This is a genomic window from Gordonia asplenii, assembly GCF_012933505.1.
GTDB classification, from domain to species: Bacteria; Actinomycetota; Actinomycetes; order Mycobacteriales; family Mycobacteriaceae; genus Gordonia; species Gordonia asplenii.
Genome location: NZ_JABBNB010000038.1, coordinates 1 through 21,842, shown reverse-complemented (window position 1 = coordinate 21,842; position 21,842 = coordinate 1). Strand labels below are relative to the sequence as shown.

Sequence of the window (21,842 nt, the reverse complement as noted above, 5' to 3'; positions counted from 1 at the left end):
CGGGTTCGACGTGCCGGTCAGCCTTCGGCGATGACGTCGGTGAGGGCCTGCGCCCACTCTTTCGCCTGAGCCTGCGGCTTGACCTTCGACGACAGGTCGTGACGACCGTGCTCGCCGACCTGAACCGCGCCGAGGGCGGTGAGCTTCTCGGCCATGATCTCGCCACCGCGGTTGAAGGTGTCGCCGTAGACGGTGTCACCCAGGCCGAAGACCGCGAATCGCAGGCCGCTCAGATCTGGCTGAACCTCGTCGAGTTCGTCGGCGAAAGGCTCTGCACCGGTGGGCAATTCGCCCTCGCCGTAGGTCGAGCAGATCACCACGAGGAAGTCGTCGGTGTTGAGATCCTCCACCGCGAACTCCGTCATGTCGTAGATCGACGGGTCGTGTTCGGCGGCCAGCACATCGGAAATCGCGTCGGCGACGAGCTCGCCGGTGCCGGTCTCAGTGCCGTAGAGGATGACGGTGGACATGGTTTCCTTTCGGGGTGACGCGCTAAGGGTGACCTTAGTTCGGTGGCTATTTTACGGTCTGGTCGGCGTCGAAGACCAATCCTGCGGCTGTGAGGTCTGCCGGAACCGTGGCAAGAAACTAGGGGTTGCAAGTAATTACTAGGAAGTCCTACAATTGGATAGTCCCCCTCGCAGCCGTGTCCATGTAAAGGATGACCTCGCCGTGACTACCGCAGTTCCCCGAATTCCGCACTTCCTCGACGGCCGCCGGGTCGATGCTCCCGCCGACTCGCGGACCGCCGACGTCTTCAACCCCAGCACCGGTGAGGTGCAGGCGGTGGTACCGCTCGCCACCGCAGCCGAAGTCGATGCTGCCGTCGCGTCGGCGCAGGTCGCGCAGCGTGAATGGGCCGCCTGGAATCCGCAGCGTCGGGCCCGCGTACTGATGAAGTTCGTCCAGCTGGTCCAGGAGAACACCGACGAGCTGGCCGAGAAGCTCTCGCTGGAGCACGGCAAGACCTTCGAGGACGCCAAGGGCGACATCCAGCGCGGCCTCGACGTCATCGAATTCGCCATCGGCATCCCGCACCTGCTCAAGGGTGAGTTCACCGAGGGCGCGGGCAGCGGCATCGACGTCCACTCCATCCGCCAGCCGCTCGGCGTCGTCGCGGGCATCACTCCGTTCAACTTCCCGGCGATGATTCCGCTGTGGAAGATCGGTCCCGCCCTCGCTTGCGGCAACGCCTTCATCCTCAAGCCGTCCGAGCGTGATCCGTCCGTCCCGGTGCGCCTCGCCGAGCTCTTCGTTCAGGCCGGTCTGCCCGCGGGTGTGCTGCAGGTGGTCCACGGTGACAAGGTGTCGGTCGACGCACTGCTGAACAACGACGACGTCCACGCCATCGGGTTCGTCGGCAGTTCCGACATCGCGCAGTACATCTACGAGAACGCCGCGCGCAACGGCAAGCGGGCGCAGTGCTTCGGCGGCGCCAAGAACCACATGATCATCATGCCCGACGCCGACCTCGACCAGGCCGTCGATGCGCTGATCGGTGCCGGTTACGGCAGCGCGGGTGAGCGCTGCATGGCGATCAGCGTCGCGGTGCCGGTCGGCGAGGAGACCGCAAACCGGTTGCGCGCCAAGCTGATCGACAAGGTCGAGGCGCTGCGCGTCGGACACAGCCTGGACCCCAAGTCCGACTACGGGCCGCTGGTCACCGCGGCCGCACTCGACCGCGTCAAGGGCTACATCGGCAAGGGCGTCGACGAGGGCGCCGAGCTGGTCGTCGACGGCCGCGACCGGGCCGCCAACGAGCTGACCTACGGCGACGCGAGCCTGGAGAAGGGATTCTTCCTCGGCCCCACGCTCTTCGACCATGTCACCAAGGACATGACCATCTACACCGACGAGATCTTCGGCCCGGTCCTGTCGATCGTCCGCGCCGGCGACTACGAAGAGGCGCTGGCGCTGGCCACCGATCATCAGTACGGCAACGGCGTCGCGATCTTCACCGCCGACGGTGACACCGCCCGCGACTTCACCACACGCGTGCAGGTCGGCATGATCGGCGTCAACGTGCCGATCCCGGTTCCGGTGGCCTATCACACCTTCGGCGGCTGGAAGCGTTCGGGCTTCGGCGATCTCAATCAACACGGCCCGGCGTCGATCCAGTTCTACACCAAGGTCAAGACCATCACGACGCGCTGGCCGCGCCACGGTGATCAGCCGGGTGCGTCGTTCATCATGCCCACCCACTGACACATCTCACCGAGGACGACAGGCGAACATGACACGGACTGTTCCGGCTGCGTCGTTGGCGGGCCTCGACGAGACCGATCGGGTCATCGTCGAGACCGCCGCGGCGTTCGCCGCCAAACACCTTGCGCCGCATGCTGCCGAGTGGGATCAGGCCGGTCATTTCCCGGTCGACGAGCTCCGGGCCGCAGCCGAATTGGGTATGGGCGCAATCTATTGCGAAGAGAAATTCGGCGGATCGGGGCTGCGTCGCATCGACGGCGTCCGGATCTTCGAGCAGCTGGCCTACGCCGACCCGACGACAGCGGCGTTCTTGTCCATCCACAACATGTGTACCTGGATGGTCGACACCTATGGCACCGATGAGCAACGTGCCCAATGGATTTCCCGGCTCGCGTCGATGGAGACGGTCGCCAGCTACTGCCTCACCGAGCCGGGCGTCGGCTCCGACGCCGCGAACCTGTCCACCAAGGCGGTCCGCGACGGCGACGACTACGTGCTCACCGGCATCAAACAGTTCATCTCCGGTGCGGGATCGTCGGATCTGTATGTCGTCATGGCGCGCACGGGAGGTCCGGGCCCGAAAGGCATTTCGACGTTCCTCGTCGAAAAGGGCACTCCCGGACTAAGTTTCGGCGCGCAGGAGAAGAAGATGGGCTGGCATGCGCAGCCCACCGCGCAGGTGGTCTTCGACGCCGTGCGAGTGCCGTCGAGCGCGCTCCTCGGCGCGCGGGAGGGCATCGGTTTCGGCATCGCGATGAACGGTCTCAACGGCGGCCGCATCAACATCGCCGCCTGCTCGCTCGGCGGCGGACAGTCGGCGTTCGACTCCGCGGCCACCTATGTCGCACAGCGAGAGGCGTTCGGCGCCACCCTGATCGACGAGCCGACCATCCGGTTCACGTTGGCGGACATGGCAACCGGGCTGCACACCTCGCGCCTGCTGCTGTGGGATGCCGCGCAAGCGCTCGACGCCGACGCCCCCGACAAGGTCGAGAAGTGTGCGATGGCCAAGCGTTATGTCACCGACACCTGCTTTTCCATCGCCGACCAGTCCATTCAATTGCACGGCGGTTACGGGTACCTGCGTGAGTACGGTGTGGAGAAAATCCAGCGCGATCTGCGAGTGAACCGCATCCTGGAAGGCACCAACGAAATCATGCGCGTGGTGCACGGCCGGGCCATCGCTTCGCGTTACAAGATCTGATCACTTTCGATGAAGGAGTCTTCTCGATGACGACAATCGCATTTCTCGGCCTGGGGCACATGGGCGGCCCGATGGCGGCCAACCTGGTGAAGGCGGGCCACACCGTGCACGGCTTCGATCCGGTTCCCGCTGCCGTCGAAGAGGCGAAGGCCAACGGCGTCAACGTCTTTCCCGCGGGCATCGAGGCGGTCGCGGGTGCCGAGGTGATCATCACCATGCTGCCCAACGGCGCGCTGGTGAAGCAGTGTTATGCGGAGATCCTGCCGGTCGCGCAGACCGGCGCTCTGCTGATCGACAGTTCGACCATCTCCGTCGACGACGCGCGGGAGGTGAACCGGCTCGCCGCCGACCACGGACTCGCGCAGCTCGACGCCCCGGTGTCGGGCGGTGTGAAGGGGGCGGTCGCCGGCACGCTGGCCTTCATGGTCGGCGGCACCGACGAAGCCTTCGCGTCGGCGCAGTCGACGCTGGAACCCATGGCGGGCAAGGTGATTCACTGCGGCAGCCCGGGTGCCGGCCAGGCCGCGAAGGTCTGCAACAACATGGTGCTGGCCGTGCAGCAGATCGCCATCGGCGAGGCGTTCGTGTTGGCGGAGAAGCTCGGCCTGGCCGATCAGGCGCTGTTCGACGTGATCACCGGTGCGACCGGCAACTGCTGGTCGGTGCACACCAATTGTCCCGTCCCCGGTCCGGTCCCGGCGTCGCCGGCCAACAACGACTTCAAGCCCGGCTTCGCCACCGCGCTGATGAACAAGGACCTCGGGTTGGCGATGGACGCCGTCCGCAGCACGTCGTCGAATGCCCCCCTCGGGTCCCATGCCGCGCAGTTGTACGCGCGCTTCGCCGAGCAGCACTCCGATCTGGACTTCAGCGCCATCATCCAGACGTTGCGCTAGGAGACACACACTAGGAATAACCTACGGACAGACGGGCCGGCGCGACGATTATCGTCGTGCCGGCCGTTCCAGCTGTAGCCTGGTGCGCGCATTCGTCTCCGACGTCGCCGCCCATAGTCCGACGACGGCGATCAGCAGCTCCGCGCCGCTGGCGACCAGCATCACCTGCATCAGCCCCGACATCTCGCCGGGCACGATCGTCACTCCGGCCGCGTGCACGTGGCCGCTCATGTGCCCGGTGCCCATCACCATCATGTGGATCGCGATCATCCCGGCGGCCATCACCGCCATGGTCAGCCACGCGCCGGTGGCGGCCGGTCGACGGACCAGGTGCCCGGTGCAGCCGAGGCAACTCGCGGCCATCGCCACCGACACCGCCGCACCCAGCACTCCGAGGTGCCCGGCCCCGACGACGTGCGCCACCGCCGACGCCGCAGCCGCGGCGAGCCCGACGCAGCTGAGTGCGCGCAGTGTTGACGAGGCGTGCATTCGCACACCGTATCCCCGGCCGTCCCGGCATCGCAGGCGCTTGCCGAACCTCGCCTGCGGCTACCCTCGAACTGGCCGCATTCAGATAGGGGAGCAAGATGCAGATCGTGCCCGTCGACGACACCAATCGCGAGGCGTCCTACCGCGTTCTCGCAACGGCATTCGCCGACGACCCGGTGATGCGGTGGCTCATCTCCGATCCCGCCCGCGACGTCGCGATGTTCCGGTTCCTCGATCGCACCGCCCACGGCGCGCCCGACTCCACCGATCTGATGCTCGACGCCGAGCGCCCGGTGGGCGCCGCCTACTGGGATCCGCCGGGCTTCAAGGCGGAGCAGAGTTGGCGGGCGATTCCGATGGCACTGCGCCTTTTTCGCACCCGGGTCCGTCGGGGAGTGATCATCGAAGAGGCGTTCGGCGCGCATCGGCCGAGGCAACCGCACTGGTACCTGTCGACGATCGGCTCCATCGAACGGGGCCGCGGCATCGGGACCGGTCTGCTGCATCATCGCCTCGACACCCTCGACGGTCCTGCCTACCTGGAGAGCTCCAAGCGGGAGAACATCCCACTCTACGAACGCTTCGGCTTCGAGGTCACCGGAGTGATCCAATTGCCGAACGGTCCGCAGGTATGGCCGATGTTCCGCGCGGCGCAGTAGCGCCAGAGCCCGTCCGCGCTCAGGCGTTCACCGACTCCGACTCTGTCACCGCGGCAACTCGCACTACCCGACGTCGCGCCCCGAACGCCACCGCGCCCGAGATCGCGATCAGCACGGCGATTCCGCACATGATCGCCGACGTCGCGAACCCTTGTGCCAGACCGGGAACCACCTGCCCGGGCACCGCGTGCGACGAGTACACCGACACGATGATCGCGAGGCCCACCGCGCCACCGAGTTGCTGCATGGTCTGCATCAGTCCCGACGCCGAACCCGCGTGCTCCGGCTCGACATTGCTGAGCGTGATGACGGTGGTCGGCATGAAGGCGATCCCGGCCGACAGTCCGTTGAGAATCATCGGGCCGAGCAGCCCGGTCACATATGACGTCGATTCGTCGATGCCGCTGATCCACAGGAACGACGCCATCATGCCCGCCGTTCCGACGACGAGCAGCGGCCAGGGGCCGAACCGTCCGACCAGGGCGGCGCTGACGCGTGAGCTCGCGAAGATCGACAACGACAGTGGCAGGAACGCCACGCCCGCGGCCAGCGGACCGAAGTCGAGCACGCGCTCGACGAAGAGGATCAACAGGAAGAACATCGAGAACTGTGAGCCGACCATCATGGCGATCAGGGTGAGCGAGGCCGCGCGGGAGGGTACTTTGAGCAGGCTCAACCGGAGCAGTGGATGGGCGACTCGGGTCTCGGTCGCGACGAAGACCGCCAGCAGTACGGCCGACGCGATGAGCAGGCCGATCGTCGTCGCCGACGCCCAGCCGTGTTCGGGTGCGGTGACCAGCGCGTAGACGGCGCTGACTGCCGCGGCAGTCGCCGTGACGGCTCCGACCACGTCGAATCGTCCAGTCCGCCGGGGAGTCTCGTCGAGGAAGCGCGATGTGAACGCCAGCACAGCGAGGCCGATCGGCACGTTGATCAACAGGGTCAGACGCCAGGATCCGAGGTCGGTGAGCAGACCTCCGGCGATCAGTCCGATCGACGCGCCGGCCGACGACACCGCGGTGAACAGCGCCAAGGCGCGGTTGCGGGCGCGATCGTCGGGCGCCGACGTCGTGAGCAGCGCCAGTACGCTCGGCGCCGCGAGAGCCGCCCCGACCCCCTGCAGAGCACGTGCGACGACGAGGAAGGTCGCGTCGGTCGCGAAGGCTCCGGCCAGCGACGATCCGGTGAACACGGCCAGGCCGATGGTGAAGACTCGGCGTCGGCCGAGCACGTCGCCGAGGCGTCCGCCGAGCAGCAGCAGGCCGCCGAAGGCGAGCGTGTAGGCGTTGAGCACCCACGACAGGGTGGCGGGGGAGAAGTGCAGATCTTCCTGGATATGCGGCAGCGCCACATTCACCACGGTGGTGTCGAGAACGAGCATGAGTTGAGCGACGAGGACGATGGCCAGGCCCACCGCGCGGCGCCGTTCGGATGGTATGCGAAATGACATGTGCATCCTTTTCCGGACGAGGTAGTCTGATGTGGAGTGAGTCTCCGATTATGTAATCGGAGAGTTCCTCCGGTTATTAACGATACGGAGAATGTCTCCGGTTAGCAAGAGGGTTGGTGTTGTCGTGGGTTCGACGCCGTCGCAGACAAAGCAGACGTCGACGGAGAAACCCATGCGTGCCGACGCTCGACGCAACCGGGAGAAGCTGATCGAGGCTGCGCGCGCGGTGTTCCGGGAAGCCGGATCGCAGGCGTCGCTCGACGACGTCGCCAAACGCGCAGGCGTCGGGCCGGGCACGCTGTACCGGCATTTCCCCACTCGCGACGACCTGATCGACGCCGTGATGAAGGACTGGAGTCTGCGGATCGAGGCCGACGCCGACGCCGCGTCGGTCGACCCGCGGCCCGCTCCCGAAGTTCTCCGCGACTGGTTCGGTCGCTTCGTCGACAATGTCGGCATCTATCGCGGCGCGGCGGCGAAGCTGATGTCGGCGATGGACGACGAGTCGTCGCCGATCTACCGCAAGTGTCAGGTGCTGGTCGCAGCGAACGCGAAAGTTCTTGGGGGACTTGCTGATCGGGGCGAGCTGCGGTCGGGTGTCGATGACCGAGAAGTGATGCGGTTGATCAGCGGCGTCGCCTCCGTCGCAGACAACGTGGGCTTCGACACCGCGCGGGCGTCGGGCATGATCGACATCGTGATCACCGGGATCGTCGCGCCTACCGTTCCGCTGAGAAGCGAACCGCGGCCTTGAACTGAGCCGCCACCGACGATCCGACCCGCAATGGCCACCGATGCATCACGTACTCGGCGGCGGAGTCCACATGCAGCTGACGTGTCGAGTTGCCCGAGCGGACCCAGAATTCGCGCGGGGCGTTCTTTCCGGGCGACAGGTACACCGGCCGCGGAGACGCCGAGACTCGCACTCGACACACCGGCCGCTGCCCGTCGTCGACGCCGATCGGTTCCACCCCGATCGACACTTCGGCCGCCGTCGTCTGGCCGAGACTCGTCGTCAACAGGTCGCGCAGCCACAGCTCGAAGCGGTCGGCGTCGGGTACTTTCAGCGTCGCGTAGTCGGCGTCGAGGCCCAGCGGTGAGCCGTCGTCGTCGACGCCGATGAGCAGCGTTCCACCGTCTGCGTTGAGGAATGCGGCGACCGTCTTGACGATCACCTGCTCCATCCGCGGATCCTTGTCGCCGGATCGAAGGTTGACACGCGCCGTCGACTTGAACTCCACCCGGTCTGACTCGCCGGCCGCGATGAGATCGGACAGGAGTTCGAGTTGTGGCCGCTGAAAATGTGCGACGACGCCCCCGTAGGCCGCGATGACCGCGACCGACAAGACCAGACACGACAGGATCGACAATGGATCACGAAGGTGCGCAACGGGTTTGATCGCGTTCGCGAGCAGCAGCCCCAATGACGAGCCGAAGATCGACAAGACGATCGATGTGGACATCTGCAGCCGTGCCCGGCCCCGCAGCAGCCATCGGGCGATCGCGCTGAACATCAGGGCGACGGCCAAGATGAGCAGCAACGCGACAGCGATCAGCCAGAGCGGTTCGCGCATGTCGTCCACGTCAGAAATCTCCGTTGTGGTGGCGCAGCGAGTGGATCGCGGTGACGAGTCCGGAGATCTCGGCGTCGTCCATCCCGACGTCGGAGAAGACGTCGCGATTCAACGTGGTGGTGGCGTCTTCGACGGTCGAGCGGCCGATGTCGGTGATCTCGACGAGGGTGGTGCGGCCGTCGGTCGGGTGCGGCGCGCGACGTACCAGTCCGTTGGCCTCCAGCCGACGGATCGCATGGGTCACCGAGGTGACGTGCACCTGCAGTCGATCGCTGGCCTTCGTTATCGGCATCGACCCGGTGCGGGAGAACGCGAGCAGCCGCAGAAGTTCGTAGCGGGAGAAACTCAGGTCGTAGGGCCGCAGCGACGTCTCCACGCGGGCCAGCAAGATCTGATGGGCGCGCATCACCGACGTCACCGCCACCATTCCGTCGGCGACGTCGGACCAGCCCGCCTCGGTCCAGTTCTCACGGGCGAGTGCGATGGGGTCGAGGCGCTCGGTCATGGGCTTACCCTATCCGGTGCGGGCCGTTCGCCGAGGTAACGAAAGGGCGGTTGACTTGGACAAACGACCCGAGAAAATACATAGAAAACTTTTGCGATTCGGATCTCGCAGTGTCGATCCGATGTGCTTAACTGATTTCAGCTTCAAGTTGTTTTTCACCAAAGGCGAGTACGGCACGGCATTTCGGACATTCTGACCGGTGGTAGTCAATGACTAACCGCCACAACAACATTCGGCGCCACATCCACCCACCCGGGATGCGGCGCCGAATGTCGCTCAGCTTCAGTCGCGGGAGCAGTGTCGCTGTACTTCGCTACAGTGTGGGCAGGGCCGGCAGTACCGATCAGGTGCATGCCGATCGCACCGGCAGCTAAGGAGTTTCGATGGGGGCCGATCCCGCCAACCGCACGACAGTTGCGCGCCGCATACCGGCCGCGCAGTCGTAGGCGTACTTACATGGGGACACGCGTCGACAGTTGGATCTGGGCGATTCGACTCACCAAGACCCGCTCCGCAGGCGGCGCCGCGTGCCGGGCGGGACACGTCCGGGTCAACGGGGTCACCGCCAAACCGGCGCAGTCGGTCAGTGTCGGCGATACCGTCGAGGTGCGGTTGAACGGAATCGTCCGAATCGTCGAAGTGACCAAGCCGATCACCAAACGAGTATCGGCACCGTTGGCCGCCGAGGCCTACATCGACAAGTCGCCGCCTCCGCCGTCACGCGAAGTCATCGCCAGCCAACCGCGCCGTGATCGCGGCGCGGGACGGCCCACCAAGCGGGAACGTCGTGACCTCGAGAAATTCCTCGGGGGATTGCCGACCCTGCTGCTGATCGTCGTCGCGTTGTTGATCGCCGGGTGCGGTAGCAACACCGACGACAACCCCACCACGCCGCCTACCGCGCTGGCTCCCGCCGGGTCGGGACCGTTCTTCGGCGAATGCGGCGGCGTGACCATCGACGAAGTGAAGCGGGAGACCGGCTTCAGCGGTGTCTCGGCCACCGTCGACAATCCGTCGGTGTGCGAGTGGGCCAGCGACGACCTGCGCCTCGGGGCGGTCGCGTCGTTCAACTGGTACCGCGGCTCGCCGATCTCCCGCGAGCGCGCCACCGAGCAGCTCTCCCGCGAGTCCACCAAGAACATCGACATCAACGGTCATCAGGGGTTCATCGCCTACGACACCGGCATCTGTGAGATCGGCATCGGTTTCGGCGCGGACTTCTTCGAGTGGTCGATCAGTGCGGGCAGCCTCACCACGTCGACCGCGGAGTCGACCCAAAGTCTCTGCACCGCGGCGAAGAATCTGGCGCGCATGTCGATTGAGAGGGCCTCATGAGCATGGTTCGACGTCCGGTCCGCCGCTCGACGACCGGACTGCTGGCGGTACTCGTCGCGGTCGTCCTCGCGATCGCCGGATGCACCGTCGACGGCACCGCGCATCCGGTGGGCGGCAATGCCGACGAGCCGGGAGCGGTGAGCACCGATCAGTTCGACAAGCTGCTCCTCGAATGTGAAATCCTCACTCCCGCGCAGGTGGCGAAGGCCGTAGGCGGTACCTTCGCGACACGAAACTTCAACGGGGCGATCTGTCGGTGGACCGTGTCGGGCAGCATCACGACCGCCGTGACCTTCAATTGGTTCGAGTGGGGCTCGATGGCCGTCGAGCAACGCACGGTCAAGCGGATGGGCTACACCACCGAGACCATCAAGATCAAGAACGTGTACACCGCGTTCACCGCTCGCGATCCCAAGCGTCCGACGATGTGCGGCGTCACCTCCAATGCGCCGAGCCGCGGGGTGTACACGTGGTGGGTCGAACCGCGTGTCGGGGCAGGCGATCCGTGTACGGCTGCCATCAACCTGATGTCGTTGGTGTTGAAGGGCGACGCCTGAATCGCAGGCCTTTCACCCCTAGGGGTGAAACAAGGTAAACGTTTGACTTCGATCCCCGACCAACGCCTCGAATCGGGCTAGGGTCGAAAGCACAGCGAACCAACTGCTTTGAGGAGAAGAAGTCATGGACGTCATTGCCGCACAAGAGGTTCTCGCCCGTTCGACGGCAACCACCAGCGTCGGCTGGATCGGATACATCATCATCGGCGCACTCGCGGGATGGATCGCAGGCAAGATCGTCAAGGGCAGCGGTTCGGGAATTCTGATGAACATCGTGATCGGCGTCATCGGCGCCCTGTTGGGTGGCTTTCTGCTGAGCTTCTTCCTCGACACCGCATCCGGGGGATGGTGGTTCACCTTGTTCACCGCGGTATTGGGCGCGGTGATCCTGCTGTGGATCGTCGGAATGGTGCAGAGAAGGCGTGTTTAGCGCTCTGGCAGCAACGCCACCGAAACCGTCGCGGCGACTGTCTTCGCCGAGCCCATCTGAATCCACACTTCGAGCTTGTCGGCGGTCCGGCGGCGTCGAAGAGTCAGCTCGGTACCCGGCACGATCGGCCGCAGATATTCGATGACCAGACGGTGGGGCCGCTCGACCAGGTCGGGATGGTCGGCGAGTTCGTCTTCGACCGCCTCCAGGTAGGCGGCGTTGTTGAGGTGCCGGAACGGGTCGAAGTCGGTGACGCGCAGGACGTGGGGGCGATCGGGGAGCACGACGTCGTCGGGGGCGGTGTCCTGGTTCATCGACTTCCAGCGCAGCCGGGTCTCCAGCGCCGTCTCCCCGAGCAGTTCCAGCGCGTGGTCGGTGATCCGTGACGGCATCCCCTGCTCGTTGACGTTGATCCAGAAACCCTCGGTCTCGATCAGCCCGTCCGGGCGTGAGCCGGGGTTGAAGCGGTTGGTCTCGTGTTTCGACGTCACCCGCACCCGCATGTTGGTCCACCGCGTCGACAGCGCGCCGCACCACCGCTCGACGGACACCTCGCCCGGCCAGGAGATCGGTTCGATCACGTCGATGATGGTCCGGCGCACGATCCAATAGGGGTCGGTCTCGACGAACGGGGTCGCGTCGAGGTTGTCATTGGCGGCGTCCTGCAGAAATCGTGCGACGGCGTCGAGGCGTACCCGCATCGCCTGGTCTACGTCGTCGGTGCGGACGCGATAACCTGCTTCGAAGAATCGCGCGCCTTCCTTGCGATCGCTCAGCGGTTCGAACGTGACCGGCAGGTCGGTTGGGCTCACGGAGCGTCCTCACTCTTGGCGATGGTGGGCTTAGCGGCTAAGGTACATTTGACAGCGAAGTAGAACACGTTCTACAAGGCGAACTGCGAGGTAGAGGCCAGATGGCGCACGTAATCACGCGACCCTGCTGCAACGATGGTAGTTGTGTCAGCGTTTGTCCGGTGAACTGCATTCACCCCACGCCCGATGAACCCGACTTCATGACGGCCGAGATGCTCTACATCGACCCGGAGACCTGCATCGACTGTGGTGCCTGCATCGACGAGTGCCCCGTCGAAGCGATCTACCCCGACGACCAGCTCGAAGAGAAAGACGAACCCTACCTGCAGATCAACGCCGACTACTACAAGGATCACGACGTCGAGGGCGGATTGGTCCCGCCGCGCAAGTCACCGCCGCTGCCCGACAAAGAACTCCACGTCGCCATCGTCGGCGCCGGTCCGGCAGCCTTCTACGCCGCCCAGCACCTCGTCGCCAAGCAGTCGGTCAAGGTCGACATGTTCGATCGGCTGCCCACGCCGTACGGCCTCGTGCGTGCCGGCGTCGCACCCGACCACGCCGCCACCAAGGGTGTCGAGCGGACCTACGCGTCGACGGCCAACAAGCGCAACTTCGCCTACTTCCTCAACGTCGAGGTCGGCAAACACGTGACCCACGACGAACTCGCCGAGCGATACCACGCGGTGGTGTACGCGGTGGGCGCGGCGACCGACAAGCGCCTGGGCATCGCCGGTGAAGACCTGCCCGGCTCGATCTCCGCGACCGAGTTCGTCGCCTGGTACAACGGCCATCCCGACTACGCGCACTTCGACGTCGACCTTTCGGGCGAGCGCGCCGTGGTCGTCGGCAACGGCAACGTCGCACTCGACGTAGCCCGCATCCTGGTGTCCGACCCGGCCGCACTGGCCAAGACCGAGATCGCCGACCACGCCCTCGCGAAACTGCGCGAGTCGAATATTCGCGAGGTGGTCCTGCTCGGCCGACGCGGGGTGGCGCAGGGTGCCTACACCAACAGCGAGTTCCTCGCGCTCGGCGACGTCCGCGGCGTCGACGTGATCATCGATCCCGACGAACTCACCCTCGATCCGGCGTCGGCCGCAGCCGAAGCCGACGGCAGCCTCGACTCGACTATCGCCACCAAGGTGCGGCTGGCGCGCGAGTTCGCCGGGCGGTCGAGCACGCCGGGCAACAAGCGAATCGTGTTCCGCTACTTGACTTCTCCGGTGTCGATCGAAGGGGGCGGCAGGACCGAGAAGGTCGTCTGCGTTCGCAACGCCTTCGTCGACGACGCCGACCGCGTCGCGGTCACCGCTACCGGCGAGACCTTCGACCTGCCGACCGGACTCGTCCTGCGCTCCATCGGTTACCGCGGCACGCCGGTCGGGGACTTGCCGTTCGACGCCGTCCGCGGCATCGTGCCGAACGACGGCGGCCGGGTGACCGCCGAAGCAGGCGGCGACGTGGTACCCGGCCTGTATGTGACCGGTTGGATCAAGCGCGGTCCCACCGGCGGCATCGGCCGCAATCGGCTGTGCGGCGAGGAGACCGCGGCCGCGGTGCTCGCGGACTTCATCGCGGGCACGCTCACCGACCCGGCGATCTCGCGCGCCGACGTCGCCGACCTCGTCACCGGCCGCGGCGCCAACCGCATCACCCTCGCGGGCTGGAAGGCCATCGACGCCGTCGAGAAGTCGGCAGGAAAATCCGCGGGCCGTCGCCTGCTGAAGATCGTCACCGTCGAGGAGTTCGAGAAGACCGCTGCTACGGCGGAGGGCTGATCGACCCATGCACGACGACAAGAAACTGCGGATTGCGCTGCTCTCGTACCGCAGCAAACCGCATTGCGGGGGGCAGGGCGTCTACGTGCGACATCTGTCGCGCGAACTGGCGCTGCTCGGGCACAGCGTCGAGGTCTTCTCCGGGCAGCCCTACCCGGAGCTCGATCAATCGGCGCTCGACGCCGGGGTCACGCTCACCGAGGTGCCCAGCCTCGACCTCTACAACGACGCCGATCCGTTCCGTACCCCACGGCTATCCGAGTTCCGCGACTGGATCGACTTCATCGAGGTCGGCGCGATGTGGACGGCCGGATTCGGTGAGCCGCTGACCTTCAGCCTCCGCGTCGCACGACTGCTCAAGGAGCGCCGAGCCGACTTCGACGTCGTGCACGACAATCAGTGCCTCGGGTACGGGCTGCTGCAGATCAAGAGGTACGGATTCCCGCTGATCGCCACGATCCATCACCCGATCACCCGCGACCGAACCCTCGCGGTACGGGCGGCCAAGGGGTTCGCGAAGGTCACCGCGTGGCGCTGGCATTCCTTCCTGCGGATGCAGGGCATCGTGTCGCGGCGGATTCCCGAGTTGCTGACCGTGTCGCGCAGCAGCGAAGTGGACATCCGCAAGGCGTTCGACATTCCCGACGGCGCCCTGACCACCATCCCACTCGGCGTCGACACGGAGGTCTTCCGGCCGTCGCCGGAGCGTGTTCCCGGGCGCGTCGTGTGCATCGCCAGCGCCGACGCGCCGCTCAAGGGCGTCGGGTATCTTCTCGAATCGATCGCCAAGGTCGGGGCTGAACGCCCCGTCGAACTGGTGCTGGTGTCCAAGCTCGATCCAGAAGGCCCGTCCGCCAAGCGAATCGACGAACTGTCCATCGCCGACAAGGTGACCGTCGTATCCGGCATCGACGACGACGAACTGGCCCGATTGCTCTCCACCGCCGAAATCGCATGCGTCCCATCGCTGTACGAAGGATTCTCACTTCCCGCCGTGGAGGCGATGAGCTGCGCGACGCCGCTGGTCGCCACACGTGCTGGTGCGATCCCGGAGGTCGTCGGCGACGACGAGGAAGCCGCGATCCTTGTGCCGCCGCAGGATTCGGGGGCGCTCGCCGCCGCGATCAACAGACTGCTCGGCGATGCCGCCCTGCGTGCACGCCTCGGCGCGGGCGGACGGCGCAGGGTGGAGCAGAACTACAGCTGGGCCGCGGTGGCGGCGAGGACCGCGGCGCATTACCGATCCGTGCTCGACAAAGGAAACACCATTGCTCACAGTTGATTTCGACCGACTGTCCGTCGGTCCGGGGACCAAGGCCATCGACATCGGCGCGGGTCAGGGGCGTCACTCCTATGAGATGTTCCGTCGTGGAGCGGATGTGATCGCCTTCGACATGTCCGAATCGGATATGTCCGACGTCGGCGGGATGTTCGACGCGATGATGGCCGAGGGGCAGGTCCCGGCGTCGGCGAAGGCGCGCGCGGAAGTCGGTGACGCACTGCGGCTTCCGTACGCCGACGATTCCTTCGACGTGGTGCTCATGTCGGAGATCCTCGAGCACATCCCGTCCGACGAGGCGGCGATCGCCGAGATGGTGCGCGTTCTCAAGCCGGGCGGCCTTGCGGCGGTGACGGTTCCGCGTTACTGGCCGGAGAAGGTGTGCTGGGCGCTCTCGGACGCCTACCATGAGGTGGAGGGCGGGCACGTCCGGATCTACAAGGCGTCGGAGCTGGCCGGCAAGCTGCGTGATGCCGGGCTGGAAGTCACCGGCACCGACCATGCGCACGCCCTGCACTCCCCGTATTGGTGGCTGAAATGTGCTGTGGGCGTGGATAACAACGACAACGTCCTGGTCAAGGGCTACCACCAGATGTTGGTGTGGGACATGATGAGCAAGCCGTGGCTGACGGTCCGCGGCGAGCGACTGCTCAATCCGGTGATCGGCAAATCCGTCGCCCTGTACCTGCGTAAGCCGAGGTGACCTCGATGCCCGCGGTGCCCGGCGTCGTCTCTGCCGAGCAGGTGGCCGCCACGGGGGCCGCGATCGCCCGGATGCAGACCGATTCCGGTGCGCTGCCATGGTTTCCGGGCGGCAAGACCGACCCGTGGGATCACATCGAGTCGGCGATGGCGCTGTCGGTCACGGGTTTCGCCGACGAGGCTGAAGCGGCCTACGGTTGGTCGAGGCGGACGCAGCGGCCGGACGGATCGTGGCCCATCGAGTTCCGCGGCGACGTCGTCGTGGACGCCAATACCGACAGCAACTTCTGCGCGTATATCGCTGTGGGAGTGTGGCATCACTATTTGGTCACCGGCGACGACGCGTTCCTCTCAGCGATGTGGCCGACGGTGGATCGCGCCATCGATCTGGTGTGCACATTCCAGCGGCCCGACGGCGCATTCCGCTGGGCGCAGGACCATTCGACTCGCACGATGTTCGACGAAGCGCAGCTGACCGGCAACGCGAGCATCTTTCACGCGCTGGATTGCGCGGTGTCGATAGCGGAAACCCTTGGGCACCAACCGGATCGGTGGACGCGGGCGCACGCTGTGCTGGGCGAGGCGTTCGCGCGCCGGATCGACGTGTTCGAGCCGCCGTCGCAGCACTCGATGGATTGGTACTACCCGGTCCTCGGCGGAGCGCTGCGCGGCGACGTCGGGACGCACCGCATCGCCGAGCGCTGGTCGGAATTCGTGGTGGCGGGCAAGGGGATTCGCTGCGTGAGCCATCGCCCCTGGGTCACCGGTGCCGAGACGAGCGAATTGGTGCTAGCGCTCGACGCCCTCGGCGACGTCGAGCGCGCCACCGAACTGCTGGCGTCGATTCAGCATCTACGCGACCCGGACGGCTCGTACTGGACGGGTCTGGTGTTCTCCGACGGCAAACGGTGGCCGGTCGAGAAGAGTTGCTGGACGTCGGCCGCCGTCGTGCTGGCGGCGGACGCGCTGAGCCGGACGTCGTCGGGCAACGGAATCTTCCGTGACGTGCGGCAACGCGAAGTGACGTACTCAAACCGCTGAACACCAACTAGACTGGTGTCCAGTCAACTGTCTGAAAGGCTTTCGCGATGGAATTCGGAATCGTTCAGTTCACCAGCGATCGGGGGTTGAAGCCGCATGTGCTCGCGCCGCTGATCGAGCAGGCCGGCTTCGCGGCGTATTACGTGCCCGAGCACAGTCACATCCCGACCAAGCGGGAAGCGGCCCACCCCGGAACGGGGGATTCGTCGCTGCCCGACGACCGCTACATGCGCACCCTGGACCCGTGGACCTCGCTCGCCGCCGCCGCCGCGGTGACGTCGAAGATCCGGCTCGCCACCGCGGTCGCCCTGCCGGTGCAGTCCGATCCGCTGACCCTCGCGAAGACGCTGGCCACCCTCGACCATCTCTCCGACGGTCGACTCACCCTCGGCGTCGGATTCGGATGGAACCTCGACGAGCTCTCCGACCACCATGTTCCCGCCGGGCGTCGTCGGACGATGCTGCGCGAATACCTCGAAGCGATGCGCGCGCTGTGGACTCAGGAGGAGGCCGAGTTCGACGGCGAGTTCGTCAAGTTCGGGCCGAGCTGGACCTGGCCCAAGTCGACGCAGACGCAGATTCCAGTGCTCGTCGGCGCCGGCGGCAACGAGAAGAACTTCAAGTGGATCGCCCGCAGCGCCGACGGCTGGATCACCACGCCCGGCGAATCCGACATCGAAGGTTCGGTGACCCTGCTGAACAAGGCGTGGGCCGATGCAGGCCGCGCGGGCACCCCGCAGATCGTCGTCCTCGACACCCGCCCCGACGAGGAACGGCTCGCGAAGTGGAGCGACCTCGGCGTTACGACGGTTCTCTACGGCGTCCCCGACAACGACGTCGACACCGCTCGTGCCTACCTCGCCAAGCGCGCGGGACAACTCGGCCTGGGCTCGGATTGAACCCGGCAAAGTACCGTTGGCGCCTCGGTTTCCGGCATACGCTGAAATGTCCATGACCATCGCGGGGATGGGATGGGGAGAGGACTTTCATGTCGAAGATCAAGAACAGTCTGTCGGAAAACGAGTACAAGTTGATTCTGGCGACTGAGACGGATCGTCTCACCGACCTTTCCGAAGGCAAGCTGCTGAAGTTGCATCGGCGCACCCGCCGCGCCCGCAACAAGGCGGTTCAGCAGTATCGCCGCGCAGGCGCGCAGAAGGTGAGCAAGAAGGGCGGACGAGGTCTCGCGAAGAAGGTCAACGTCCGTCGCGCCGAACGTGCGGAACTGTTCGAGGAAGCGCTGAGCAGGGTCAGCTACCAGCTCGGCGTCGTCGCACACCAGAGCGCGAAAGAGCTCAAAGCCGAGCGTCTCGCCGCGGCGAAGAAGGACAGTCCCGCGCCGCGACTGGCCGCTGATGGAGACGGCAAGGTCGCCTCGAAAGGCAAAGCGCGCGTTGACAAGACACGTCAGTCGTCAGGTCGCAAGAAGTACGAGGCGTCGTCGATCGCGCAGGGCGCCAAGCGACAGGCCAAGCGCGACAACCGCTGACGCCTACGCGCGCTGCAGCACTCGCAGTGACCCGTGCGCGCCGACCTCGCTGAATTTTCCGGAATCCAAAGCCTGGCAGTAGATTTCGTATGGGGGTCGGCCGCCGTCGGCGGGGTCGGGGAACACGTCATGGATCAACAGTGCGCCGCCGGGGCGAACCCATCGTGCCCAGCCGTCGTAGTCGGCCTGTGCGGCTTTCATACTGTGGCCGCCGTCGATGAACACGAAGTCGACGGCCCGGCCCCAGACCCGTGCGGCGTCGACCGACCGGGCGAGCAATCCGAGGACGGTGCCTTCGAGGTCGGCGTCGAAGATCGTTCGCCGGAACCGCGCCGACGTGTCGAGGGTGCCCGCATGCGGATCGACCAGCGACGTGTCGTGGTACTCCCATCCGGGCTGGTGTTCCTCGGAGCCGCGATGGTGGTCGACCGTCACGATCAGCGAGCCCGATTCGATGGCCGCCGATCCGAGAAAAACCGTCGACTTGCCGCAGTACGTACCGATTTCCACGCCGACGCCCACCGAGTCCGGCGTGGTGAGGTACTCGCGGGCGACGTCGTAGAGCGCCGTCGCCTCGTCGACCGGCATGAAGCCGGGGGCGGCGTCGGCGGCGGCGAGCCGCTCGGGCGTCAGTGCGGAGACTGTGGCAGACATGCGCTCGATGCTACCTGTAACGCGTTCTACTTCGCCGTAGAGTCTGAGGCGTAGGGTCAGAACCCATGAAGGCTCAACTGCTCTCCGAAGAAACCGGTCCCGGCGGACTGGCGCTCGTCGACGTCGACGACCCGACGCCGGGCCCCGACCAAGTACTCGTCGACATCAAGTCGTGCGGTATCTGTTTCCCCGATCTCCTGATGACGCAGGGCAAGTATCAACTCCGTCCGCCGCTGCCGTTCACACCCGGAACGGAGGTCGCCGGCGTCGTACGGACTGCGCCCGACGGGTCGTCGATCAAGTCGGGTGACCGCGTGATGGTGGCGTCGATGATCGGTGGTTTCGCCGAGCAGGTCGTCGCGCATCCGATGCAGTTGCTGCCGATTCCCGATGCCATCACGTTCGAGGAGGCGTCGGCGATGGGGATCAACTTTCAGACCGCGTTGTTCGCGTTGAAGATGAGGGCGCAGACGGCGCCGGGCGAGATCGTCGGGGTGCTCGGGTCGGCGGGCGGCGTGGGCATCGCGTCGATCCAGGTGGCAAAGGCCATGGGCGCCAAGGTTATTGCGATGGTGCACCGGACCGGTGCCGAGGACATGCTGCGTGCCGCGGGCGCCGACGAAGTAGTCCAGCTGGCCGACGGGTGGGCCGCGCGGCTCAAAGAATTCGCGCCGGAGGGCGTCGACGTGATGATCGACCCGGTCGGCGGCGAGGTGTTCGACGAGGCACTGCGTCAGGTCGCGCCCGACGGTCGCTACGTGGTGGTCGGCTTTGCGGCCGGAGGGATCCCGACCGTCAAGCTCAATCGCGTGCTGTTTCGCAATATCGCGGTGACCGGTGCAGCGTGGGGCGAGTACGTGCGTACTCATCCGCAGGTGCCGGCTCTGCTGCATGACGAACTGGTGGAGATGATCGACGCCGGGATGCGGCCTCCGGTGAATGTGACCTATGCGTTGGAAGATCTGCCCACCGCACTCACCGACCTCGCCGAGGGGCGGGTCCTGGGTAAGGCCGTCGTCCATATCGCCGATTAGTCAGCCGACGGTCGGCGGTCTGTATTCACACATACATATCGAGGAGAGGTTTGCCATGTGTCGCAACATCACTGAATTGCGTGGTCTGGAACCGCCGGCCACCGAAGACGAGGTCGAGGCCGCCGCGCGGCAGTACGTCCGCAAGGTCAGCGGGATCCGCTACCCGTCGGCCGCCGTCGAGGCAGCGTTCGAGAAGGCTGTCGCCGAGGTGACCGCCACGACCCGAGAGTTGTTGGGGGAGTTGCCACAACGACGCCAGCCACCGAAGACGGTGCCACCGCTTCGCCGACCGGAGGTGCAGGCGCGTATCGCAGCGCGGCAGGGATAATTCGATTGTTCGACGATCCGCTACCACGTACCGTCCTTCGAGCAGCAAATTGGTCAAAGGATAGGAAAGACGATGAACGGCTTCCCGGTGCAGCTCTCGGGCGCACCGAACACATTGATGTGGGCGAACGAGTACGAGATCGAACCGCAGGCTCTGCAGCAGCTCCGTAACATCTCGAAGCTGCCCTGGATTCACGGGCTGCGCGTCATGCCCGACGTCCACTTCGGCAAAGGCGCGACCGTCGGGTCGGTGATCGCGATGCGCAATGCCGTGTCGCCCTCGGCGGTCGGCGTCGACATCGGCTGCGGCATGGAGGGCGTGCAGACATCGCTCACCGCGAACGATCTGCCCGACAACTTGCACGCGTTGCGGACCCGGATCGAATCGTATGTACCCGTCGGCTTCAACATGCACGACGACGTGGTCGGTCGACACAAGATGTCGACCCGCACCAAGTGGCACATGAACGAGTTGTGGGATTCCTTCGACGACCTCGACCCTGCGGTTCACGGTCGCCGCTCACGGGCGGGACGTCAGATGGGCACGCTCGGTGGCGGCAACCACTTCATCGAAGTCTGTCTCGACGAGAACGAGCGCGTATGGCTCATGCTGCATTCGGGCTCGCGGAACATCGGCAAGGAGATCGCCGAACGGCACATCGGAGTCGCGAAGACGTTGACGCACAACGTCGAACTGCCCGACGCCGAACTGTCGGTGTTCCTTGCGGGCACTCCCGAAATGGATGCCTACCGGCGCGACCTCACGTGGGCGCAGAACTACGCCGCCAAGAACCGCGCGGTCATGCTCGACCTCGTCAAGCAGGCCGTCGTCGACGAGTTCCCCACAGCGGGCGTAACTTTCGGCGAGCAGATTTCCTGCCACCACAACTACGTGGCGGAAGAGGAGGTCGACGGTGAGAAGATGTACATCACCCGTAAGGGCGCAATCCGTGCCGGGGCAGGCGATCTCGGGCTGATCCCCGGGTCGATGGGCACCGGGTCGTACGTGGTCCGAGGGCTGGGTTCGGTTGATTCGTTCGCGAGTGCGTCACACGGTGCGGGCCGAAAGATGTCGCGCGGCAAGGCGAAGCGGACCTTCACAGTCGACGACCTCGTCGCGCAGACTGAGGGCGTCGAGTCCCGCAAGGACCGCGGAGTGCTCGACGAGATCCCCGGAGCGTACAAGGACATCAACGAAGTCGTTGCGGCACAGGCGAATCTCGTCGAGGTCGTGGCATTCCTCCGGCAGATTGTCTGCGTGAAGGGGTAGCGCATCCAGGCGTGTCGCAACCGTCTGCTCCCTGAGTGCCGTGGTCGTCGCTCGTGTCGCAACGCGCTGCTCCCCGAGTGCCGTGGTCGTAGCTCGTGTCGCACCCCTCTGCTGCCCGAGTGCTGTCGTCGTCGCTCGTGCCGCAACCCCCT

The 21,842-nt window shown here is 65.7% G+C and carries 24 protein-coding genes; 17 read left to right on the top strand and 7 right to left on the bottom strand.

Going from position 1 to position 21,842, the window contains the following annotated elements; translation table 11 throughout:
- Positions 1–17: 17 nt before the first annotated feature.
- Positions 18–470, bottom strand: a complete 453-nt coding sequence (locus HH308_RS25655) for a flavodoxin domain-containing protein (RefSeq protein ID WP_170197117.1) — start codon at positions 468–470, stop codon at positions 18–20.
- Between the two features lie 202 nt (positions 471–672).
- On the opposite strand from HH308_RS25655, the gene HH308_RS25650 reads away from it, so the two are divergent.
- From HH308_RS25650 to mmsB, 3 genes are read left to right on the top strand one after another with little or no spacing between them, the layout of a single operon-like run.
- Positions 673–2,205, top strand: coding sequence for a CoA-acylating methylmalonate-semialdehyde dehydrogenase (locus HH308_RS25650; RefSeq protein ID WP_170197116.1), 1,533 nt, complete (start codon positions 673–675; stop codon positions 2,203–2,205).
- Positions 2,206–2,233: 28 nt separating this feature from the next.
- Positions 2,234–3,409, top strand: a complete 1,176-nt coding sequence (locus HH308_RS25645) for an acyl-CoA dehydrogenase family protein (RefSeq protein ID WP_170197115.1) — start codon at positions 2,234–2,236, stop codon at positions 3,407–3,409.
- Positions 3,410–3,435: 26 nt separating this feature from the next.
- A complete protein-coding gene (mmsB, locus tag HH308_RS25640) occupies positions 3,436–4,305 on the top strand; it encodes a 3-hydroxyisobutyrate dehydrogenase (protein ID WP_170197114.1) in 870 nt (289 codons plus the stop codon).
- 48 nt (positions 4,306–4,353) lie between these two features.
- Here the strand turns inward: mmsB and HH308_RS25635 are convergent, their stop codons facing one another.
- Complete coding sequence (locus HH308_RS25635; RefSeq protein WP_170197113.1) at positions 4,354–4,794, bottom strand: hypothetical protein; 441 nt, start codon at positions 4,792–4,794, stop codon at positions 4,354–4,356.
- Between the two features lie 98 nt (positions 4,795–4,892).
- Between HH308_RS25635 and HH308_RS25630 the strand changes: the two genes are divergently transcribed.
- A complete protein-coding gene (locus HH308_RS25630; protein ID WP_170197112.1) occupies positions 4,893–5,453 on the top strand; it encodes a GNAT family N-acetyltransferase in 561 nt (186 codons plus the stop codon).
- A 19-nt stretch (positions 5,454–5,472) separates the two neighbouring features.
- Here the strand turns inward: HH308_RS25630 and HH308_RS25625 are convergent, their stop codons facing one another.
- Entirely contained in the window at positions 5,473–6,903 is a 1,431-nt protein-coding gene (locus HH308_RS25625) for an MFS transporter (protein ID WP_170197111.1), read from the bottom strand.
- A gap of 172 nt (positions 6,904–7,075) precedes the next feature.
- Here HH308_RS25625 and HH308_RS25620 point away from each other — a divergent pair, with 172 nt between their 5' ends.
- The gene (locus HH308_RS25620) at positions 7,076–7,657 is read left to right on the top strand and encodes a TetR/AcrR family transcriptional regulator (protein WP_170197110.1); all 582 of its coding nucleotides are present in this window, start codon (positions 7,076–7,078) and stop codon (positions 7,655–7,657) included.
- On the opposite strand, the gene HH308_RS25615 is transcribed toward HH308_RS25620, so the two are convergent.
- Entirely contained in the window at positions 7,623–8,477 is an 855-nt protein-coding gene (locus HH308_RS25615; protein ID WP_170197109.1) for an AlbA family DNA-binding domain-containing protein, read from the bottom strand. The two genes, HH308_RS25620 and HH308_RS25615, sit on opposite strands and share 35 nt — an antisense overlap.
- A 10-nt stretch (positions 8,478–8,487) precedes the next feature.
- Positions 8,488–8,982, bottom strand: coding sequence for a MarR family winged helix-turn-helix transcriptional regulator (locus tag HH308_RS25610; RefSeq protein WP_170197108.1), 495 nt, complete (start codon positions 8,980–8,982; stop codon positions 8,488–8,490).
- A gap of 456 nt (positions 8,983–9,438) precedes the next feature.
- On the opposite strand from HH308_RS25610, the gene HH308_RS25605 reads away from it, so the two are divergent.
- The 3 genes from HH308_RS25605 (at position 9,439) to HH308_RS25595 (ending at position 11,304) form a co-directional block, all read left to right on the top strand.
- Entirely contained in the window at positions 9,439–10,317 is an 879-nt protein-coding gene (locus HH308_RS25605) for an Hsp15 family ribosome-associated heat shock protein (RefSeq protein WP_170197107.1), read from the top strand.
- A gap of 2 nt (positions 10,318–10,319) precedes the next feature.
- Positions 10,320–10,874 carry a DUF3558 domain-containing protein gene (locus HH308_RS25600; protein ID WP_170197162.1) on the top strand — a complete coding sequence of 185 codons (555 nt, stop codon included), beginning with the start codon at positions 10,320–10,322 and terminating at the stop codon, positions 10,872–10,874.
- 124 nt (positions 10,875–10,998) lie between these two features.
- Complete coding sequence (locus tag HH308_RS25595; protein ID WP_170197106.1) at positions 10,999–11,304, top strand: GlsB/YeaQ/YmgE family stress response membrane protein; 306 nt, start codon at positions 10,999–11,001, stop codon at positions 11,302–11,304.
- Here HH308_RS25595 and HH308_RS25590 read toward each other — a convergent pair.
- Positions 11,301–12,116, bottom strand: coding sequence for an acyl-[acyl-carrier-protein] thioesterase (locus HH308_RS25590; protein WP_170197105.1), 816 nt, complete (start codon positions 12,114–12,116; stop codon positions 11,301–11,303). The genes HH308_RS25595 and HH308_RS25590 overlap by 4 nt on opposite strands.
- Positions 12,117–12,217: 101 nt before the next feature.
- Between HH308_RS25590 and HH308_RS25585 the strand changes: the two genes are divergently transcribed.
- The 6 genes from HH308_RS25585 to HH308_RS25560 all read left to right on the top strand — a co-directional run bounded on the left by HH308_RS25585 (position 12,218) and on the right by HH308_RS25560 (position 18,405).
- Positions 12,218–13,894 carry an FAD-dependent oxidoreductase gene (locus HH308_RS25585; RefSeq protein ID WP_170197104.1) on the top strand — a complete coding sequence of 559 codons (1,677 nt, stop codon included), beginning with the start codon at positions 12,218–12,220 and terminating at the stop codon, positions 13,892–13,894.
- Positions 13,895–13,919: 25 nt separating this feature from the next.
- Positions 13,920–15,176, top strand: coding sequence for a glycosyltransferase family 4 protein (locus HH308_RS25580; protein ID WP_170197161.1), 1,257 nt, complete (start codon positions 13,920–13,922; stop codon positions 15,174–15,176).
- Positions 15,163–15,876 (top strand): class I SAM-dependent methyltransferase, encoded by a 714-nt coding sequence (locus tag HH308_RS25575; protein ID WP_170197103.1) that lies wholly within the window; start codon positions 15,163–15,165, stop codon positions 15,874–15,876. The genes HH308_RS25580 and HH308_RS25575 overlap by 14 nt, the downstream gene beginning before the upstream one ends.
- Positions 15,877–15,881: 5 nt before the next feature.
- Positions 15,882–16,916: a prenyltransferase gene (locus HH308_RS25570; protein WP_170197102.1), complete on the top strand. Its 1,035-nt coding sequence runs from the start codon at positions 15,882–15,884 to the stop codon at positions 16,914–16,916.
- Between the two features lie 47 nt (positions 16,917–16,963).
- Positions 16,964–17,815, top strand: coding sequence for an LLM class F420-dependent oxidoreductase (locus HH308_RS25565; protein WP_170197101.1), 852 nt, complete (start codon positions 16,964–16,966; stop codon positions 17,813–17,815).
- A gap of 89 nt (positions 17,816–17,904) precedes the next feature.
- The gene (locus HH308_RS25560; RefSeq protein WP_170197100.1) at positions 17,905–18,405 is read left to right on the top strand and encodes a hypothetical protein; all 501 of its coding nucleotides are present in this window, start codon (positions 17,905–17,907) and stop codon (positions 18,403–18,405) included.
- Positions 18,406–18,408: 3 nt separating this feature from the next.
- Here HH308_RS25560 and HH308_RS25555 read toward each other — a convergent pair whose 3' ends face one another.
- Positions 18,409–19,059 (bottom strand): class I SAM-dependent methyltransferase, encoded by a 651-nt coding sequence (locus HH308_RS25555; protein WP_170197099.1) that lies wholly within the window; start codon positions 19,057–19,059, stop codon positions 18,409–18,411.
- Between the two features lie 65 nt (positions 19,060–19,124).
- Here HH308_RS25555 and HH308_RS25550 point away from each other — a divergent pair, with 65 nt between their 5' ends.
- The 3 genes from HH308_RS25550 (at position 19,125) to HH308_RS25540 (ending at position 21,690) form a co-directional block, all read left to right on the top strand.
- On the top strand, positions 19,125–20,093 hold the full coding sequence (locus HH308_RS25550) for an NADPH:quinone oxidoreductase family protein (RefSeq protein ID WP_170197098.1): 969 nt from the start codon (positions 19,125–19,127) through the stop codon (positions 20,091–20,093).
- 55 nt (positions 20,094–20,148) lie between these two features.
- The gene (locus HH308_RS25545) at positions 20,149–20,421 is read left to right on the top strand and encodes a DUF2277 domain-containing protein (RefSeq protein ID WP_170197097.1); all 273 of its coding nucleotides are present in this window, start codon (positions 20,149–20,151) and stop codon (positions 20,419–20,421) included.
- A gap of 72 nt (positions 20,422–20,493) precedes the next feature.
- Positions 20,494–21,690: an RtcB family protein gene (locus HH308_RS25540; RefSeq protein ID WP_170197096.1), complete on the top strand. Its 1,197-nt coding sequence runs from the start codon at positions 20,494–20,496 to the stop codon at positions 21,688–21,690.
- Positions 21,691–21,842 lie beyond the last annotated feature (152 nt).